General features: G+C 64.8%; 14 protein-coding genes and 1 pseudogene. 8 read left to right on the forward strand and 7 right to left on the reverse strand.

Annotation, left to right across the window (positions count from 1 at the left end; all coding sequences use genetic code 11):
- Window positions 1–75: 75 nt before the first annotated feature.
- The 4 genes from QE379_RS10530 to QE379_RS10545 all read left to right on the forward strand — a co-directional run bounded on the left by QE379_RS10530 (window position 76) and on the right by QE379_RS10545 (window position 5,633).
- Window positions 76–336: a hypothetical protein gene (locus tag QE379_RS10530; protein WP_307000276.1), complete on the forward strand. Its 261-nt coding sequence runs from the start codon at window positions 76–78 to the stop codon at window positions 334–336.
- Complete coding sequence (locus tag QE379_RS10535) at window positions 333–1,907, forward strand: hypothetical protein (RefSeq protein ID WP_307000278.1); 1,575 nt, start codon at window positions 333–335, stop codon at window positions 1,905–1,907. The genes QE379_RS10530 and QE379_RS10535 overlap by 4 nt, the downstream gene beginning before the upstream one ends.
- A 694-nt stretch (window positions 1,908–2,601) precedes the next feature.
- Entirely contained in the window at window positions 2,602–3,342 is a 741-nt protein-coding gene (locus QE379_RS10540; RefSeq protein ID WP_307000280.1) for an Ig-like domain-containing protein, read from the forward strand.
- Window positions 3,343–3,644: 302 nt separating this feature from the next.
- The gene (locus tag QE379_RS10545; RefSeq protein ID WP_307000282.1) at window positions 3,645–5,633 is read left to right on the forward strand and encodes a right-handed parallel beta-helix repeat-containing protein; all 1,989 of its coding nucleotides are present in this window, start codon (window positions 3,645–3,647) and stop codon (window positions 5,631–5,633) included.
- 137 nt (window positions 5,634–5,770) lie between these two features.
- Here the strand turns inward: QE379_RS10545 and QE379_RS10550 are convergent.
- A protein-coding gene (locus tag QE379_RS10550; RefSeq protein WP_373461696.1) for an IS3 family transposase occupies window positions 5,771–6,936 on the reverse strand; the annotation gives its coding sequence in 2 pieces (ribosomal slippage) (window positions 5,771–6,675 and window positions 6,675–6,936; 1,167 coding nt in all).
- Between the two features lie 230 nt (window positions 6,937–7,166).
- On the opposite strand from QE379_RS10550, the gene QE379_RS10555 reads away from it, so the two are divergent.
- A complete protein-coding gene (locus QE379_RS10555) occupies window positions 7,167–9,299 on the forward strand; it encodes an acyltransferase family protein (protein ID WP_307000286.1) in 2,133 nt (710 codons plus the stop codon).
- A 71-nt stretch (window positions 9,300–9,370) separates the two neighbouring features.
- Here the strand turns inward: QE379_RS10555 and QE379_RS10560 are convergent.
- From QE379_RS10560 to QE379_RS10570, 3 genes and pseudogenes are all read right to left on the reverse strand, one after another.
- Window positions 9,371–10,483 (reverse strand): annotated as a pseudogene (locus QE379_RS10560) (O-antigen ligase family protein); the annotation flags it as partial.
- 47 nt (window positions 10,484–10,530) lie between these two features.
- Complete coding sequence (locus QE379_RS10565) at window positions 10,531–12,075, reverse strand: outer membrane beta-barrel protein (RefSeq protein WP_307000288.1); 1,545 nt, start codon at window positions 12,073–12,075, stop codon at window positions 10,531–10,533.
- A gap of 14 nt (window positions 12,076–12,089) precedes the next feature.
- Window positions 12,090–12,680, reverse strand: coding sequence for a polysaccharide biosynthesis/export family protein (locus QE379_RS10570; protein WP_307000292.1), 591 nt, complete (start codon window positions 12,678–12,680; stop codon window positions 12,090–12,092).
- 176 nt (window positions 12,681–12,856) lie between these two features.
- Here QE379_RS10570 and QE379_RS10575 point away from each other — a divergent pair, with 176 nt between their 5' ends.
- Window positions 12,857–13,153 (forward strand): hypothetical protein, encoded by a 297-nt coding sequence (locus tag QE379_RS10575; RefSeq protein ID WP_307000294.1) that lies wholly within the window; start codon window positions 12,857–12,859, stop codon window positions 13,151–13,153.
- 153 nt (window positions 13,154–13,306) lie between these two features.
- Window positions 13,307–13,771, forward strand: coding sequence for a PilZ domain-containing protein (locus QE379_RS10580; RefSeq protein ID WP_307000296.1), 465 nt, complete (start codon window positions 13,307–13,309; stop codon window positions 13,769–13,771).
- A gap of 40 nt (window positions 13,772–13,811) precedes the next feature.
- Here QE379_RS10580 and QE379_RS10585 read toward each other — a convergent pair whose 3' ends face one another.
- Window positions 13,812–13,982 carry a bacterioferritin-associated ferredoxin gene (locus tag QE379_RS10585; RefSeq protein ID WP_267432725.1) on the reverse strand — a complete coding sequence of 57 codons (171 nt, stop codon included), beginning with the start codon at window positions 13,980–13,982 and terminating at the stop codon, window positions 13,812–13,814.
- 79 nt (window positions 13,983–14,061) lie between these two features.
- A complete protein-coding gene (locus tag QE379_RS10590) occupies window positions 14,062–15,312 on the reverse strand; it encodes a DUF418 domain-containing protein (protein WP_307000298.1) in 1,251 nt (416 codons plus the stop codon).
- 84 nt (window positions 15,313–15,396) lie between these two features.
- Between QE379_RS10590 and nhaA the strand changes: the two genes are divergently transcribed.
- Window positions 15,397–16,803 (forward strand): Na+/H+ antiporter NhaA, encoded by a 1,407-nt coding sequence (gene nhaA / locus QE379_RS10595; RefSeq protein WP_307000300.1) that lies wholly within the window; start codon window positions 15,397–15,399, stop codon window positions 16,801–16,803.
- Between the two features lie 74 nt (window positions 16,804–16,877).
- Here the strand turns inward: nhaA and purL are convergent, their stop codons facing one another.
- Window positions 16,878–19,103 carry a phosphoribosylformylglycinamidine synthase subunit PurL gene (gene purL / locus QE379_RS10600; RefSeq protein ID WP_307000301.1) on the reverse strand — a complete coding sequence of 742 codons (2,226 nt, stop codon included), beginning with the start codon at window positions 19,101–19,103 and terminating at the stop codon, window positions 16,878–16,880.
- Window positions 19,104–19,108: the final 5 nt, after the last annotated feature.

A 19,108-nucleotide genomic window follows, 5' to 3' on the forward strand; every position in this document is an offset into this window, starting at 1 on the left:
AGCTATAAAAGGAACATATGAAGAACAATGTCCCGGACGGTCCCGTTCGCGGCATTTACAGGGGGAAGAAGAGCCATGGCCGATCCGTTCAACATCGACAGCCTGAGCGCGCCGTCGCGCGCACCTTTCGCCATCGCGCCGAGCGATAGCGTGCCGTTGGCCGTGGTGCCCAAGCGGCTGTTCGTCGGCACCGGCGGCCATATCACGCTGCGCGGGGTCGATGGCGCGGCGGATGTCGTCTATCGCAATGTCGCGAGCGGGGTTTACCTGAATGTCCGCCCCGGCTTCGTCCGCGCCACGGGCACCACCGCCGCCGACCTGATCGGGGAGGCGTGAGCGATATGGCGGGGGACTATTCGGGCAATCGCCCGGCCTTCGGCAATCCGCGAATGCTGGCGGATCAGGACCGCTATATGTTCTGGGCGACCGGCGCGCGGGTGCCTTCGGGCACGCTCGTCACCGCGCAGGCCGACACGCGCTTCGTCATGACCAAACTGATCTTCGGTTCGCCGCAATATGCGATCGACCATCTCCGGCTTCATTATTCGGGCTTCGCCTGCACCGAAGGGGGGAACAGCCCGCAGGAGACGGTGCTGCCGGGAAACGCGACTATTATATATGGCGTCTGGATCGCGGTGAACGGCGGCGAAGCGCGGGCGTGCAGCTTCGGAGGAGCGGCGGGGACGAGCATCGCCAGCGGCGCGCTGGGGGTGTGGACCGACGACCTGTCGGTCGCGGTGCCGCCGCTGGCGCAGGTGACGGTCTATACGCTCTATGCGACCGCCGCCGGGGAGAAGCAGATCCCGGTGCACCAGATCATGCGCCAGCGCGGCGAGCGGGTATGGGGTGCGGACAATGCGGCGGCGCTGATCGCGCTGATCGGCACGGACACGGCCAGCACCGGCTCGCTCGAAGGGGCATCCTTTCCGGCCTATTACGGCCCGGACTTCATGGTTGCCAAGGGATGGGACGGGCGTCCGGTGCCGCTGGTCGTGTGTGATTCGCTCGGTGAACGCCAGTCCGATAGCGTGCTGGCTGCCGATACCCGGCGCAATATGGGGTGGCTTCGTCGCTGGCTCGATCGGGACGGCCCCTATGGGCGTATTCCGCACATGATGATCGGCCTGCCGGGCGCGGCGTCCAAGCGCGAACTGATCTCGACCAACTCGGCCAAACGCTGGGATATCGTCGATCAGGTGGTGGCGATGAACGGCGGGCGGCGACCCTTCACCTGCATCCTCAACCAGATGGGCCGTAACGATTATGAAAGCGGGAGCTATGCGACGACCCGCGCCAACTGGAAGGTACTGAACGACCGTATCCTCGCGCGTCACCCCGGAACGCCGATCATCGCGGTCGGGCAGGTCATTCATCCCAACTCCACCGACGGGTTCCGGACGCTTGCGAACCAGGGGTATCAGGTCGGCGGCGAATGGCCGAACGGTGTCCGCTACCAGTTGGAGGCCGACAAGGAGGCCGGGATGGACGGCACGCTGGCGGGCTATATCGACGTGATGCGCGCCGCCGGTCTGGCCGATACGCAGGGCAAATGGCCCGAACCCTTCTTCGTCACGACCCTGGCGCAGCAGGCGGGGACCGACGGCACGGCGACCTATGACAGCATCGTCCTGGCCGATGCGCCGGAACTCGGGGACGTCCTGCAATGGATACCGGGCGGGGCGGTCGACTTCGCATCCGTCATCGCGATCACCGGTCAACCCGGCGCCTGGACGTGCAAGCTCAGCTATAACGGCGCACGAACGGTGGTCGACGTCGGAGGAGAGGTCTTCGCGCCCAACGCCAATGACGGATCAGGCACCCCGCGGACCGGCACCCATCCGCGACCGCGCATGATCCGGGCGATCGCGGAGCGCGTCTCCCAGATGGACAAGGGCAAGCTACGGTAAAGCCTTTTGGAAAATTCATGGTCCGGGACCGCAATTCGGGTCTCGGACCATCTTTCCCGCGAATCCGATTCGTTTTTCGCTTACGGCAGAACGTGCATCAGTAGCGGTGAACCGTTAGCCGCCAGGGAGCGGCCTCATCTTGGGCAGGATGCCAAGAGCGATTCCGGCCTCTCGCCACCGAGAGTCATCGCGCTTTCTTCATTTTGTAGTTTTATTTTCATCCAAACGGGCGAGCGGCGTCATTCGGACGACGGAATGACCTATTCGCGCCAAAGTCGACCCTATCTGACAGGAACCGTTCATATTCCCAGATAAGGATCGTTACGATATGGTTATAATATCATATCGTTTGTAATCGCGGAAATCCGCCATTTTCGCAATGACCGATGTGTCGGAGCAATTGCTACACTGACCATTACTTCGTGATCTTGGTCCCCCGCCCAATGAATAAGGGCAAAAGGCCGGAAGAACACGGCAGGGTCAACTTGGTTCCGTCGACCGAAACAGTGCGCCGCGTCGGGACTGCGCGCGCCGTCATATCCGCCTCATCATGGGACAGTCGCGAAAAGGGACGAAACATTTCTGCTGTTTTCTGGTTAACACGGCGCTAACCATCTGGTCATCAACACCGGCCGCATGGCCAGCACTGCAATCCAAACCGCTACTTAAAGCGAAAAACAGGGGAGTCCCTACAATGCCGAGTCGTCCCGACCTTCCGAACCAGAAGATCTCGTTCAACGAGAACGCCCGCACCATCTCGGGCAACATCCTGCAGAACGCGACCGACGCCGACGGCGACACGATCACCGTTGCTCGCGTCAACGACGGCTATGTCGCTGGCACGATCGGTGGCGGCAAGGGCGGCAATGTCTTCCAGGGCAAGTATGGCACGCTGACCATCGCTCAGGACGGCACCTACACCTATGAGCTGAACGCCGGTCTGAACATCAAGAACGGCCAGACCATGGTCGAAGAGTTCAAGATCAAGATCCGCGACAGCAGCGGCATGTACGATCAGGCCTATGTCTCGTTCGACATCGGTGGCGAAGCCAACCGCAAGCCGGTGGCGGTCGACGACTTCGTGTCGACCAACTCGGGCATCGTGGGCGGCAACGTCCTCTTCAACGACAGCGATCCCGATGGCGATACGCTGCACGTCGGCGGCGTGATCGATCTGGCCACCAAGACCAACTATCACATCACCGACATGACCGACGTGCAGATCAAGGGCGTCTACGGCACCCTGACGATCAGCAGCAACGGCGCCTTCACCTACCAGGTCGACTATTCGGACCCCGACACCATCGCGCTGGGCGGTGCTCAGGGCGTCGAGAAGTTCGCCTACAAGCCGCATGACGGCCAGAATGGCGAAGGCAACAACACCGACTACGCCCTGCTGAACATCGCGTTCAACTCGGCCGCGCCGGCTCTCTAATTCGCGATCGGTCGCCGCCCACACGGCGACCGTTTTCGAACTCCGCCGAACGCCGGTGGCCGCAAGGTCGCCGGCGTTCGTGCGTCCTGTCTCCACGGATGCGCTACATCCTTTGCCCCAATAGCTGGCGCGCCGACGACAGATGTTAACGGCATTGGCCTGCCGCGAAATTTACGACGTTCCGACAATGTTTTAGTGTGTACGAAACGTTAACCCTAGGATGTAACCCGTCGTTTCCACCGTCGCTGCCACACGCTCCGCATCGGGAAGACCTCTGCTCTCTTCCCCGGAGAAGCCGGAACATGACGACCTATTATGTCGATGCCGCCAACGGTTCTGACAAGAACAGCGGCACGAGTGCGGGCACGGCGTTTCAGTCCGTCGCCAAGATTTCCAGTATGAAGCTCAAGGCCGGCGACACGGTCCTGCTGGCGCGCGGCAGCAGCTTTGCCGACATGCTGACGATCAATGGTTCGGGCACGACCGACCAGCCGATCACCATCGCCGCTTATGGGCAGGGCACGGACCCGACCTTCGTCGGCAAGCAGGGTATCTACGGGACGAAGACGAGCAACATCGTCATCAAGGATCTGACCTTCTCGACCAGCTTCAACGCGATCTACGCGGCGCAGACCGAGAATTGGGTCATCGATCACGTCTCGCTGATCAATGCCGGGGCCGGGACGGGGACCGGCAGCATCTCGATGAAGACGAGCAAGAACGTCACCATCTCGAACAGCAAGTTCGACAATGTGTCGAACGACGGCATCTATGTCGTCGACATGACCGACCTGAAGATCGTCAACAACGTCATGACGAACCTGAAGGGCGGCACCGCCGACGGCATTCAGGTGACCAACTCCTCCAACGTCCGGATGACCGGCAACGTCATCGACCAGAGCACCTCGCCGGATTCGACCAAGGGCGGGATCATCGTCAACAATTCGTCGAACGTCGTCGCGTCGGGCAACGAGGTGAAGGGCGGCAGCTTCGGCATCGCGATCAACGGCTGGGACGTCGAGATCACGGACAACAAGCTCAGCGGCCAGAACAAATATGGCTGGTCCTCGGCGATCATGGCGAGCGCCGGGATCAACCTGGGCAACTACAAGATTTCGGGCAACGAGATCGTCGGATCGAACTTCGGCGTGGCGCTGACCGGTCTGTCGCGCGATGGCGACGTCACGCGCCAGAATATGGACATCAGCAAGAACACTTTCGTCAGCGTCGCCACCGCCGCGCTGAAGATCGACAAGCAGACGACCGGCACCTTCCACGACAATGTGGTCATCGACAGCACCCTGTCGCAGATCAAGGGCAACGGCCTGACCGGTGCGTTCAATGTCGTCGGCAATGTCCAGACGACGGCGGCCAATGCCCCCTCGGGCCTGCAAGCCGAAGCCGCCGCCGCCGTCCAGGCCCAGGTCGACGCCGCCGCCAAGGCGCAGGCCGTGGCGATCGCCAAGGCTCAGGCGGACGCCGCCGCGGCCAAGCTGCTCCAGGAAAGCTATAGCGAGAATCTGAACAAGGTGCTGAAGGTCGGGATCAACGCCGATCGCTATGCCATGGATGTGTCGGGTACCAAGATGTCAGGCAACATCATGGACAACGACATCAACGCGGCCGGTAACAAGCTGTCGCTCAGCTCGTTCAACGGCACGCGCATCGGCACCAGCGGCCTGGACCTGAAGGGCACCTACGGCACGCTGCACATCGATCAGAAGGGCCACTTCACCTATGAGCTGGACAGCAACGCGCTCGCCAAGCTGAAGAATGTCAGCGCTCCGGTGGAGAGCTTCCAGTACAAGGCCAATGACAGTGGCAAGGTCGTCACGTCGAACCTGACGATCGATCTGGCGGCCTATATCCGGACGCAGGACTCGGGCAGCGCGGCGGCCAAGGCGGCGCTGAAGGCCGGTCAGCCGATCGAGAAGGCCAAGGCGGTGGACGATTTCTACAAGATCGCCGCCAATGCCCAGACGGTGGTCGGCAATGTCTCGACCAACGACCTGACCTCGGACGGCAGCACCCTGTCGCTCCGCACGGTCGGCGGGCAGCAGTTGAGCAAGGGCGCGGTCGATCTGAAGGGGGCCTATGGCACGCTTCACATCGACGGCACCGGTGCCTTCACCTACACGCTGGACGCCGACGCCAATATGCGGATGGTGGCCGACCACAAGACCAGCGACAGCTTCGTCTACAAGGCGGCAATCGGCGGCAGCTATGACCAGGGCGCGCTGGTCATCGACCTGACGCCGCACCTGAGCGCGGGCGACATGCTGGTGCTGTAATCCGGCGGTCGGCCGGGGGCCTATCTCCCGACCGGCAATCAGCGGACGAAATGATGGGCGGGCCGATTCCTATCGGTCCGCCCATCGTCGTTTTTCGGGCTTCGACAGCCGCTAGGCGGTGACGTGACCCCGGTCTTTCATCCAGCGGCAACCAGAGACCGACCGTGGTTTTCGCGCATAAGCGCAGGTGAAGCAACGGGCGGGGTTAACCCCGCCCGTTGCTGTTCGAGCCCGGCAGCGAAGGCTGCCGGAGTGGCGTAGCCGAGCGAGGAGTGCGGACGCTCGTTGTTGTAGTCGTCGACCCAGCGGGCCAGAATCGAGCGGGCCTGACCGATGGTGAAGAACAGCGTCTCGTTGAGCAGCTCGTCGCGCATGCGACCGTTAAAGCTCTCGACGAACCCGTTCTGCGTGGGCTTGCCCGGCGCGATGTAATGCCACTCGATGCGGGCATCGCCGGACCAGGCGAGCACCGCGTTCGACGTCAGTTCGGTCCCGTTGTCGCTGACGATCATCTTCGGCCTGCCACGCTCGGCGATCAGATCGGCCAGCTCGCGCACGACCCGCCGGCCCGAGATCGACGTGTCCACCACCGCCCGAAGGCATTCGCGCGTGACGTCATCGACGATGTTGAGCACGCGGAACCGACGGCCGGTCACGAGCTGGTCGTGGACGAAGTCCAGACTCCAGCGCTGGTTGGGAAGCGCCAGCACTGACGCGGGCGCACGGCTGCCTGTGGCGCGCCTTCGTCCCTTCCGGCGCCTGACCGTCAAACCCTCCTCACGATAGAGCCGCTGGGTCTTCTTGCGGTTGATCGTGATGCCGTCCCGGCGCAGCAGGATGTGCAGACGCCGATAGCCGAACCGTCGGCGTTGCTGCGCCAGCTCGCGCAGCCGCGACCGCAGGTCGCCATCATCCGCCCGGCACGAGCGATACCGCATGCTCGTGCGGTCTGCCCCAACGACCGTGCATGCCCGCCGCTCGCTCATCCCCAGCGTCGCCTGGAGATGCGCGACCGCTTGCCGCTTCGCGGCGGGCGTCACCACTTTTTTGACAGCAGGTCTTTCAACCCCGCATTGTCCAGCATCGTGTCCGCCAGTAGCCGTTTGAGCCGGGCGTTCTCCTCTTCGAGCGACCGCAGGCGCTTTGCGTCGGACACCTCCAGGCCGCCGAACTTCGCCTTCCACGCATAGTAAGTCGCGCTCGACATCCCGTGCTTGCGGCACAGCTCCGTCACCACCGCACCCGCCTCGGCCTCCTTCAGGATGCCGATGATCTGCTCTTCCGAAAACTGCTTCCGCTTCATTCCGTCCGTCCCTTTAAGGAGACGGTCTCTACTTCCAGTTGGATGAAGAAACGGGGGTCACGTCAGCGGCGGCGACTGCGCCCAGTGGTGCATCGTTTCGGTTATAGCATGATCGTGCATGGTCCCAGGTGCTGGACGGCGATCGACCGCTCTGGAAGGAGCATTCGTGCAGGTAAGAAGCTTGCAGAGGATGTCGAGCAATGCAGGCAAGCGCGCCGAAGGCGGCGGACGTGGCATATCGCCGCGATATCGACGGACTTCGTGCGATCGCCATCCTGTTGGTCGTGCTGTTCCATTATGAGGTCCCGCCATTCTCCGCGGGCTATGTCGGCGTCGACATATTCTTCGTCATCAGCGGTTTTCTGATCACCGCGATCCTCCGGCATTCGATCGAAACCGGGTGCTTTCGCTATCGCGACTTTTACCTGCGGCGCGTTCGGCGGCTGATCCCTGCGCTGTTTTGCGTCGTCATCGTCACGACGCTGCTCGCCTGCCTGATCCTGACGCCCTATGAGTTGAAGATCTATGCGCTGACCGCGACCGCGACGCTGACCGGGGTTTCCAACGTCGCCTTTCTGGCATTCACCGATTATTTCTCACCCAAGGCCGTTCGGCAATTGCTGCTGATGGGATGGTCGCTTTCCGTCGAGATGCAATTCTATCTCGTCATCCCGCCCGTCATCCTGTTCGGGCTCCGGCGCGGCGGCGAGGGATTGCGTCGAGTCGTCCTGGTCGCGACGTTATTCTCCTTCGCCGCCACTGTCTTGACCGTTCACTATCGGCCGGTGACGGCCTTTTATCTCATGCCGTTCCGCCTGTGGGAGCTCGGGACCGGGGCCCTGATCGCGCTGGGCTCGCCCGATGGCAGTTTTGGGGGACTGGTCAGGCGGCGTGCGGCCCTGTTGCCGGCGGCGGCCCTGCTGCTCGGCCTGGCGCTGTTCCTCCCGCAGGGCCAGCCGGTGCTGCTCCGACAGGTCCTTGCCGTCGCTGCCACCGGACTGGTCGTCATGCCGGGCGTTTCCGGCTTGGGGCGGGGGCTGCTCGCCTCGGCACCGATGGTCGGGTTGGGGCGGGTCTCCTATTCCTGGTATCTCTGGCATTGGCCGCCCGTCGCCGTGGTGCATATCCTGGGGATAGAAGTCGGTGCCGCCGTAAGGGGTGGGTTGATCCTCGGCACGCTGCTGATCGCCATCGCCACTTATCATTTCGTCGAGATTCCGTTCCGGCGGGGCGGTGGCGAGCGCGGGATCGCAGGGCGGCGCTATGCCGCCCTTTGGGCAGCGGGGATCGGCTCGCTCTTCCTGATCTTCGTCAGCGGCGGAATGGCGCGCTGGGCCGCCGCTTCGGTGAGGCAGGTCGACGCCGATGTTCGCAGCGCGATCGGCAATGACTGCCTGGTGGCATATGGCGCGACCGCCCCCCGATCGATGCGCGCCTGCCTTCCATCCGGCACCGGAGCGGCGGTCGCGCTGATCGGGGACAGCCACGCCAACGCGCTGGTCGCCGGGATCGCGGATATGGCCTCAGCCCGTTCGCTATCCCTGTACCAGATGACGAAATCCTCGTGCCAGCCGATCCTGGGCTACGACCATTTCCTCGCCAATCACCCTACCCATAGCGCGGAGTGCGCGGCGTTTCTGGCGGAGGCGCTGGCAATCATCCGGACGCATCCCCGGATACGCACGGTCATCCTCGCTGGCTACTGGTCATCGCTGCTGGAGGCGAGCGCCGATGGCCGGGAGGATGTGGCGAGGCGAAGGCTGGCGCTGGAGGCCGGACTGGGTCGGATGATCGATACCCTTCGGAAACTGGAGCGGACCGTCATCGTGGTGCAGGACATCCCGCGCTTCTCCGCCGATCCGCATAGCATGGCGCTGAACGACCTCATGCCGGTCCGCACCTCCCTCGCGCGCGTGCTGGGCGAGCGGGAAAGGGAGGTGCGACAGGACCGTATGCCCTGGCAGTCCGTGATGCCGGATCGCGCGCGGGAGGCCGTCGCGCGGCAGGTGGCGCAGCGCCCCGGCGTCATGCTGTTCGATCCGGTGCCGCCGCTCTGCGATCCGGCCGGCTGTCTGTTTCGGGACGGAAAGCGCCGGGTCTTCTATGCCGATATGCACCATCTTTCGACGGCGGGGGCGATTTATACCGCGCGCCGCTTGGCGGGTGTCCAGTCCGCCTTCGAAATCCCCCGATCGGAGGAGGGGCGGCGAAGGCGGCGCGTGCCGTCGGAAATGGCGATGCAATATAGCGACAGGACCAGGATCGGCCAGGTCGCCTGCGGAGCCAGCATCTGCCCCGCCTCGCTGGTGGACACGAGCAGCGCCATGACGATCGCCGCCAGCGCCTTCTGGATCGGGCGATAGTCGGGCGACGACGGATCGATCAGCAGGATGCCGCGGAAGATCGCCGCCAGCATGATCGCGACCCAGGTGAACAGCGCGGGGAAGCCCGAATTCAGCGCGATCTCCAGATAGGTGTTGTGGGTCGATCGCGGACCCCAGGCGATGGTGCTGGTGAACTGCTGGAAATAGGAGGTCTGGCGGAAGATCGCGAAGCCATGTCCCAGCCACGGCTTGTCGAGCGCGACCGGCCACAGCACTTCCCAGATTTCCGCGCGCCCCGACAGGGTCACGTCCTTGCCGAAGCTGCCCGCCACCTCGCCGAGCAGCGCGACACCCGCCCCGCTGGCGAGGACGATGATCAGCGATAGCGCCAGGGCGAAGGCGATGGCGCGCAGCGTCCGTTGTTCGATACGGCTCATGAAGCCGGTGATGACCACCACGCCCGTACCGACGATCAACAGGACGATCGCGGTCGATGACAGCGACAGCTTCGCCCCCACCGCCGCCACGGCGCACAATGCCAGACGAAGCAGCCGGTCCCAGCGCCGAATGTCGAAATCGGGCGGCAGCAACATGACGAAGGTCAGCGCGCAATAGGCCCCGAAGGCATTCTTGTGCACGAACATGCCCCGCATCGCGCCGTTCAGCGATCCGCTCATGAAGGCGATGCCCGGAAACAGGATGGAGTAGGTGAAGTTGACGACCAGCAGCACCGCCATCACCCGCCACACGATGTCGAAAGAGGCCTTCGCACCGAAACAGGATGCCAGGTACAGCATCGGCAGGACGATGAGCATCATGGCGATGAAGCCGCGCAGCGAACTCATCGGGTTGGCCGATGCCAGGATCGAGCCGATCAGGAATATGCCGAGCAGGCCGACCAGCGGCCCCAGTCGCAGCACCGCGCGCGCGGCCATACGCGGCAATGCGATGGTCGTCAGCGCGATGAACGGCACCAGCGAATAGAGCACCATCTGCATCAGGAACGGGTCGTTGCTGGCATTCTCCGTCTGGGACGTCGGATAGCCGTACCACATCTGGGTGCTGCGATAGATGGCGATGATCGCGGCGGGCAGGATGAGGTAGAGGCGCACGAACCGGGCGATCTGCGCGGCGCGCGACGCCTCCGCCCGACGCCAGGGCGCAGCGGTCGTTCGATCCGCGGCCTCCAGTGCTTGATCCGTCAATCCCACCTCCACAGGCATTCACGCCCCCGGCGGGAGGCAGTCGTCATCCGGACCCGTCAACCGGATCAGAACCGATAGGTGGCACTGACCGCGACCTGGCCGTCCTCCGGCCCCAGATCGAGATTGAACCCACGATCGGTACGGCGAAGATAGCTGATCAACGGCTTGATCGTCCAATGCCGGTCGAGCAGCCAGTTTGCGCCCAGCGTCACGCCCGTCAAGGACGCGCGCCGGATGTCGTTGACATAGGTCGTCCATTGCTGGCGCAGGCCGAGCGTCAGGATGAGATTGCGGCGAACCTCTTCGCTGGCGCTGAGCGTCACGTTGGTGAACAGCGCCGCGCGTGCGTCCTGTTGCGCGGCGGTGCGCACCTCGCGCGAGCCCGACAGCGATATCGTCGTCCGCTCGCGAACGAGCCAGTCGAGCTGGGTGTCGAAGGTCAGGCCGGTAATGGACGGCGCGGTCGGCTCCTGAAAATCGACCCGGATGACGCCCACGCCCGCATGGCCCCGGATCAACTGGGTCAGCGCACCGCGCAAACCGGCGGTCAGGGTATAGACGTCGGCATTGCTCCGCTGCCTGGCTTCGGCCAGGTCGAAGCGGCGACGCTCGACATTCAACTGGCCGTACACGGCGCGGGTGCCCCACACGTCATGTTCGATCCGCGCCTCGCCGCTATAGCCGGTGAAGGTCCGAAACCGCTGGTCGGTGATCTGGCCCGCCAGCGAGCGATTGTCGCGAAATTCGGTCCGTGCCACGCCGCCCGTGGCGGTCAGTCGCGTCGAACCATATTCGATGCGCGTGCCCAACTGCCCCGAGGTCAGGTCGTAGATGCTGGGCAGCGCCAGGCTCGACACTTCCTCGACCGCGCTGCGCTCCAACTGGATGCGCTGGCGCGACGCCTCGCTGGTGAAGGAGATATGCGAGGTCGCGTCATAGCGTCCCGCCGTCACCACCCGGTAGGTCGTCGTGTTTTCCGAGGTATAGCGGGCATATTCGCGACGACGGATGAAGCCGCTGAGCACCGCACGGTGCCGCCCCCAGTCCGAGGTGGCGTCGAAGCCGCCCAGGATATGGGCAAAGACGTCGGTCCGCGGATTTTCCTCGGCATAGACATTGGCGTCATAGGCCAGGCCTGCATCGATATAGGGACGGACCACCATCCCCCCGACACGAAGTCCGGGTGCGTCATAGCCTGGGCGGCGGCGCGTCAGCACCGTCTCGCCCGGCAACCGCAAGGCGCTGAGCGCGCGATCGGCGACCCGCGCGGTCGGCACTTCGGTCTGCTGGGTCGAACCGGAGGGCAGGGGAATATAGGCCGGGACGGGTATGGCGTCGCCCGACGGCGCGGCCTCGACCCCCGTGTTCGCGACGCCCATGGGCTGTCCGCGCGCATCGACCGGCCGTCCGGTCTGCGGATCGACCAGGGGAGGCGGCATGGGTGTGCCGGGCTGTCGCGTGGCCATCGGATCGCTCTGGGCGGGCAGGGTCAGTCGCCCCGGCACCGAAGCGCCGGAGCGGGGCGTCTGCGTCGTCTGCGCCGTGGCGGGCATGGCCAGCGTCGACATCAACAACAGCGTGGCGGACCCTGCCAGGGGAGAACGGACCACCCGATGACCCCTTGTCAGAAATGAACCTCGGGCACCCGGATCGTATCGCCCGGCTGCACCTCGACATCGGCGTCCGGATCGACGCTGTAGAAGGTCGGGCCATTGGCCCGGCGCAGCAGCACCCGATGCTCGTTGGCGCGGTAGGTATAGCCGCCCGCCAGCGCCACCGCCGAGGTCAGGGTCGTACCCTCCCGCGCCGGATAGGCACCGGGACGCTGCACCTCGCCCAAAATCGCGAAGGTGCGGAAATCATACACCTCGACCGACACGCTGGGGTTGCGGACATAGCCATTGCCCAGTCGCTTGGTCAGTTCCGCCTCGACCTGGGCGCGGGTCAGGCCCTTGACGGGCACTTCGCCGATCAACGGCATCGCGATCGACCCCGCGCCGCCGACGGCGAATTCGCCGCTCAGCTCGGGTTCGCGATAAACGTTAACACGCACCTTGTCGCCGACCCCCAAAGTATAGGGCTGGCGCGCCTTGCCGATCTCGGATGCGGGCAGGGGCGGTGCGTTGGTCGAGGCGCAGCCGGACAGGGCGACGCTGGCGGTCAACAGCGCGATCATTGCCGGGCGCAGGCGGGTAAGCCGCTGAAAGGTCGACATGGTATCCCCCTTGATCCGTTTCCGATCCGCAAATGGCATAGAAGACCATGGCTCGACAAGGCGCTGTGGGATGAGCCTTTTCGTGCCTAATTTTGCGTTAACCAGCGGGATTAAGTCTCAACTAAGCGCCAAGGGGTAAATCGGTCTTCGGTGCACTGTACCGTATGGGAACCCACATGCGAAACAACCTGGCTTACAAGAACAAGGGCGATGCCGCGACCGCGACCAAGGCGGGCGCGTCCGTCGACGCATGGCAGGGTCCGGCTGCGGGTTCGCCGGTCCATAGCTTGCAGGAAAGGCTGTGGAACGAGTTCGATAGCGAGCGCGAGCAGGCGGTCTTCGACAGCTTCAGCGCGAAGCAGGCGGTGGCCCCCTCGCGCATCCGCTGGATGATGACCCCGGCGCTGATCCTGTCCGGTGCGGTGGGCGGCTGGGCGCTGTTCTATGCCGGATCGGTCGCCGGTCTCTACTGACTTTTCCCGCCGGGCGTGGGGGCACGCCCGATCTTTTCCAAAGTCCCGGATCGAGACATGAGGTTGGAAACACGCCAGCCCTTGTCGCGGTCCGGTTTCATCACCCTTGGCTCACACAGAGCCTCACGCAGCTTCCTTTAAAGGCTAACGGGCATGAATCAGGCACACGTCGTCGACATCTTCGCCTATGATGACCGGTCGGAGGAACGGACGCTGCTGCAGCGTCGCGGCGTTCTTCGGATCGATGGCGATGTGCGTCCTTATGACGTGGTCGTGCTCGACCTGACCCGCGAAGGGTGCCGGATCGAAACGAACCTGCCCATCGCGGAGGGAACGGGGATCGAGATCGGGCTGGCCAATATCGGCCGCGTCCGCGCCACGGCGGTGTGGCAGGGCGTCGAGGGGCTGGGCTGCGTCTTCGACCGGCCGTTGCCGTCGGGTGCGATCACTGCGGCACAGGGGCCGACGAACGTCTTGTCCTTTTCGGGCGAGGAAATGGCCAGCCAACAGGCCATGGGGCCCTATAAGCTGCGCGCGCGGACCCGGATGATGATTCTGGGCGGCGCGTGCCTGTTGTCGTGGGGCGTGATCGCCGCCGGGGTACTGATGGCGGTCTGAACCGCCGACGATCTGATCAAAACCCGCGCCGTCGCCTGGATCAGGCGGCGGCGCGTTCCTCTTCGATGATCGCACGTGCGACAACGGCGCATTGTCCGCATTTCGGTTGGCGCCCGAGCGCCTGATACATCTGGCAGGGAGTCATCGATCCGGCCCGCGCACAGTCGCGGACTTGTGATTCCCGGATGGCATTGCACACGCAAACGACCAAGGCGCTCTCCATCATCTACGCCCTTCGTTTAGCGCTAATGAGAGTGGATCGCAAGGCTGTTGAGATGCGTTTGCAGATATTATCGGGGTCGGTCGAAACCCGCCCGCACTCCGGCACGCCATGATCGCTCCAGCGGTCCCTGGCCGAAATGGTCGAGCCAGGGCTTCGACCAGAGCAGCATCAGCCCCCACATCGGCGCGACCAGCAGATACAGGCTCGCCCGCGTCCAATGCGCGAACTGGCCCAACCCATGGCCATAGAAGATGAGCGTCATGACGATGCTGGTCGCCAGATAATTGGTGAAGGCCATCCGGCCGGCGGCGGCGATTCGCACGGTCCACCAACCGCCGGGTCTGAGCAGGAGCAGGATGAGCGCGGCATAGCCGAGCGTACCGATCAGCCGGAACGGCACGTTGAGGAACAACTCCACCAGCGCCACCGCGCGCACGTCGTAACCGCTCGCCATGACCGCACTCGCCATCGCCGCATAGGCCGCGCATGACAGGGTAATGCCGAAGGCGGCCCATCGCCGATAGCGCCGTCGCGGCCATTGCCCGGTCAGGAACCCCGACTTCAACGCCGCCATCCCAAGCAGCATGGCGCTGAGCGTATCGGGACCGATCTGGATGAGGTCGAACAGGGGATTGCCGTTATTCGCCAGCCGGTACGCCGTGGAGGCGGCCCAGGAGCCGCGCATCGCCGCGATCTCCGGGGCCAGTCGGGCCGGGTCGGGTGTACCGAAGGCGAGTTGATACAGGTCCCACAGCGCCACCGATTGCGGCGTGTCGCGCGCGGCGGCGGCGAACAGGCCGAAACATTCCAGCCAGCCCATCGCCATCGACAGCCCCGCCATCGCGATCGCGGTCCAGCACAGCGCCCGCGCGCTCAGTCCGACAAAGCCCAGCGCGATCACGCCGACCAGCGCATAATGGGTCAGGATGTCGCCCGGCCAGATGAAGGTCAGATGGACGAGGCCGAACAGGAACAGCACCGCCATGCGCCGCAAATGGATCGACGCGCCGTTCAGACCGGCGGCATCCGCGCGCTGGAGGATCAGCAGCGTCGATGCCCCGAACAGCAGCGAGAACAGGCCCCGCATCCGCCCGTTGACGAACGTCTCGGTCAGGAACCACGCGCCCAGATCGATCGGGCGTGTCCCGCCCCAGGCCATGGGGTTGGAATAGGCCGGGTCGGGAAATGCGAAGCCCGGCAGGTTGGCGAGCAGGATGGCCATCACCGCCACGCCGCGCAGCACGTCCAGCGTCACCAGCCGTTCGCCCTTCTCGGCGACGGTGAGAAGCGAGGGGGCGGGGGCGGGACCGTCGACCAAAGCAATGCTCCGTTTGCGTATCGCGCGGACTTACCGGTCGGGGGTCAGGATGCAACCGCCCGTCCGCCGAAGCATTGCCATTCCATGGGATTATCACCTCGCCTGACCGGACGCGCCACCGCCCGCGCGCATCATTCACCGGCCGCCCAGGCGTTTCTCCACAAGATCGAACCCTTCTTCGCCGGAAGCGACGTGACCGGCGGGCCGCTGCTGATCGCAACGATCCTGGCGCTCATACTGACCAACAGTCCTTGGGCGGGGGCCTATGAGGGGTTCTGGGACACGCCCGTCGCGATCGGTTTCGGTACGGCGAAGGTGTCGCACAGGCTGGCCGAATGGATCGACCATGCGCTGTTGCCGCTATTCTTCGTCATCGTCGGCGCGGATGTGAAGCGCGAGATGGTGACCGGGCCGCTCGCCCATTGGCGGAGCGCGGCCTTTCCGCTGGCCGGGGCGGTCGGCGGGATGCTGGTGCCGGTCGCCCTTTATCTGCTTGTGGCCGGGGGAACCCCCGCCGCGCCGGGCTGGGGCAGCGTCATCACCACCGATACCGCCTTCGGGCTGGCGCTGATCGCCTTGTTCGCGACGCGATTGCCGGTCGGGCTGCGTGCCCTGATGCTGGCCTTCGCAGCGGTGGACGATGTCGGCGGGCTGCTGGTCATCGCCTTTGCCTATAGCGATTCGATCGATGTGCGCGGTTTGATCACGGCGGGCGTCGCGCTGGCGGGGATCGTCGGCCTGCGTCGGGTCGGCTGGGTGTCGTCTGTCCCCTATGTCCTGCTGGCGCTGTTCGTCTGGGGCGGGGTGCTGGAGTCGGGCATCCACGCGACCATTGCGGGTGTCATGATCGGCCTGACCGTCCCGGTCGCGCCGCGCCTGGAACAGCGCGACTTCGCGCAGCGGGTGCAGCACCGGGTCGACCAGTTTCAGAGCGCGCATGGCGCGGCGGAGCGGGCCGGTGACGATGAGGAGGAACAGCAGTTGCGCGAGCGCGCCGAGGAGCGGCTGGGCTATCTTCAGGAGATGGCATCGGCGACCCGGGTCGCGAGCAGCCGGTTGATCGAGATACTGACGCCCTGGGTCAATTACATCGTCTTGCCGTTGTTCGCGCTGTCCAATGTCCGCATCCACTTCTCATCGGATTTGCTGACGATGATCGGCAGCCCGCTGGTGTTGGGTGTCGTACTGGGCCTGGTGGTCGGCAAGCCGTTGGGTTTTCTGGTCTTTACCTGGGCAGCGAGTGCGCTCGGGCTGGCACGGCGACCGGATCAGGTGAGTTGGCCGATGGTGATGGGCGTAGGCGCGCTGGCCGGGATCGGCTTCACCATTTCGCTGTTCATCGCGGGGCTGGCCTTTGGCGATGGGGAGATGCGCGAGGCGGCGTCGCTCGGCGTGCTGATCGCTTCGATCCTGGCCGCGGCGACCGGCTATGCGATCCTCCGCTTCTGCGCGGAGCCCCGGCACGTGGCCGAGGCTCCAGTAGAGACTTAGGGCCGGACGACATTCCCCATTCCTCCCCTTACAGGGAAGGAATAGTGCCCCTTCCACCCGAATGCCGATCGGCTCTAGGCGAGGGCGGCGTCGGCACCCATCAGCGCGGGGAAGAAGCCCTCATGCGCGCGGCGCAGATCGTCGAGCGAGGCGACGAAATCGCCATCCTCGCGCTCGAAGATCAGGCGGCTGCCCGCCGTGCGGCCGATCCGCTCGACCTCGACGCCCGCCTGATGCGCGTTCGCCAGGAAGTCGATCAGCGCTGTGTCCTCCACCGTCGCCACATACAGCCCCTGATCCTCCGCGAAGAGCTGGCGGCAGGCCTCACCCTGTTCGGGGAACTGGATAAGCGCGCCGATATTGCCGGCCAGCGCCATTTCCGCGACGGTCACGGCGATGCCGCCGTCCGACACGTCGTGCACGGCGGTCAGATGCCCGGCGGTGATCGATTCGCGGACCAGATCGCCGGTGCGACGCTCGGCATCCAGGTCGATCGAGGGCGGCGGACCCGCCTCGCGACCTTCGATCCCATGGACTTCGCGCAGCCACAGCGACTGGCCGATCTCGCCCTTCGGCGTGCCGATCAGGACGATGACGTCGCCGGTGCCCTTGAAGGCGATGGTCGCCGACTTGGACCAGTCCGCCATCAGTCCGACCCCGCCGATCGCCGGGGTCGGCAGGATCGCCGAGCCACCGCCGGTCGCCTTCGATTCGTTGTAGAGCGAGACGTTGCCCGACACGATCGGATAATCGAGCGCGCGGCACGCCTGGCTCATACCGTCGAGACAGCCGACGATCTGGCCCATGATTTCGGGCCGCTGCGGGTTGGCGAAGTTGAGGCAGTTGGTGATGGCAAGCGGCTTGGCGCCCACCGCCGTGATGTTGCGCCACGTCTCGACCACCGCCTGCATGCCGCCGGTAACCGGATCGGCATAGCAATAGCGCGGCGTGCAGTCGGTGCTCATCGCGAGCCCCTTTTGCGTGCCATGGACGCGGACCACGGCGGCGTCGCCCCCGGGGCGCTGCACCGTGTCGCCGCCGACCATATGGTCATATTGCTCCCAGATCCACCGGCGCGAGGCGATGTCGGGCGAGCCCATAAGCTTGAGCAGGTCCGCCGCCGGGTCCTGGCAGCCGGGCGACTGGATCGCCGCGGGCACCTCGGTCGGCACATGCGGACGGTCATAGAGCGGCGCGTCGTCGGCGAGCGGCCCGAGCGGAATGTCGCACACGACCTCGCCCTTGTGGCGCAGGACCATGCGGCCCGTCTCGGTCACATGGCCGATGACGGCGAAGTCCAGTTCCCATTTGCGGAAGATGGCTTCGGCGAAATCCTCGCGGCCGGGCTTGAGCACCATGAGCATCCGCTCCTGGCTCTCCGACAGCATCATCTCGTAGGGAGTCATGCCCTCTTCGCGCTGGGGCACGTCGTCCATGATGAGTTCGATGCCGACGCCGCCCTTGGACGCCATCTCGACGCTCGACGAGGTCAGGCCCGCCGCGCCCATGTCCTGGATGGCGACGATCGCGTCCGAGGCCATGAGTTCGAGGCAGGCCTCGATCAGCAGCTTTTCGGTGAAGGGATCGCCCACCTGCACGGTCGGGCGCTTGGCGTCCGCGTCCTCGCCGAAATCGGCCGAGGCCATGGTCGCGCCGTGGATACCGTCGCGGCCGGTCTTGGAACCGACATAGACGATCGGATTGCCGACGCCGCTGGCGGCCGAATAGAAGATCTTGTCCTGATCCGCGACGCCGACGGTCATCGCATTGACCAGGATGTTGCCGTCATAGGCCGGGTGGAAGTTCACCTCGCCGCCGACGGTCGGCACGCCGACGCAATTGCCATAGCCGCCGATGCCATGCACCACGCCCGAGATCAGGTGGCGCATCTTGGGATGATCGGGCCGCCCGAAGCGCAGCGCGTTCAGATTCGCGACCGGCCGCGCGCCCATGGTGAACACGTCGCGCAGGATGCCGCCGACACCCGTCGCCGCACCCTGATAGGGCTCGATATAGGAGGGGTGGTTGTGGCTCTCCATCTTGAAGATCGCCGCCTGGCCATCGCCGATGTCGATCACGCCCGCATTCTCGCCAGGGCCGCAGATCACCTGAGGCCCTTCGGTGGGCAGCTTCTTCAGGTGGATGCGGCTCGACTTGTAGCTGCAATGCTCCGACCACATCACCGAAAAGATGCCGAGTTCCACGAGATTGGGCTCGCGGCCTAGCGCGCTCAGGACGCGCTGATATTCTTCTTCGGACAGGCCGTGGTCGGCGACGATCTGGGGCGTGATCTCGGTCATGGCCC

This window comes from Sphingomonas sp. SORGH_AS_0879, assembly GCF_030819175.1.
In the GTDB taxonomy this organism is placed as follows: Bacteria; Pseudomonadota; Alphaproteobacteria; order Sphingomonadales; family Sphingomonadaceae; genus Sphingomonas.

Coding starts and splice junctions, on each gene's coding strand:
- QE379_RS10540 (WP_307000280.1), top strand. CDS start 2,602: ATGCCGAGTCGTCCCGACCTTCCGAACCAGAAGATCTCGTTCAACGAG.
- QE379_RS10575 (WP_307000294.1), top strand. CDS start 12,857: ATGCGAAACAACCTGGCTTACAAGAACAAGGGCGATGCCGCGACCGCG.
- QE379_RS10545 (WP_307000282.1), top strand. CDS start 3,645: ATGACGACCTATTATGTCGATGCCGCCAACGGTTCTGACAAGAACAGC.
- nhaA (WP_307000300.1), top strand. CDS start 15,397: ATGGGATTATCACCTCGCCTGACCGGACGCGCCACCGCCCGCGCGCAT.
- purL (WP_307000301.1), bottom strand. CDS start 19,103: ATGACCGAGATCACGCCCCAGATCGTCGCCGACCACGGCCTGTCCGAA.
- QE379_RS10580 (WP_307000296.1), top strand. CDS start 13,307: ATGAATCAGGCACACGTCGTCGACATCTTCGCCTATGATGACCGGTCG.
- QE379_RS10530 (WP_307000276.1), top strand. CDS start 76: ATGGCCGATCCGTTCAACATCGACAGCCTGAGCGCGCCGTCGCGCGCA.
- QE379_RS10570 (WP_307000292.1), bottom strand. CDS start 12,680: ATGTCGACCTTTCAGCGGCTTACCCGCCTGCGCCCGGCAATGATCGCG.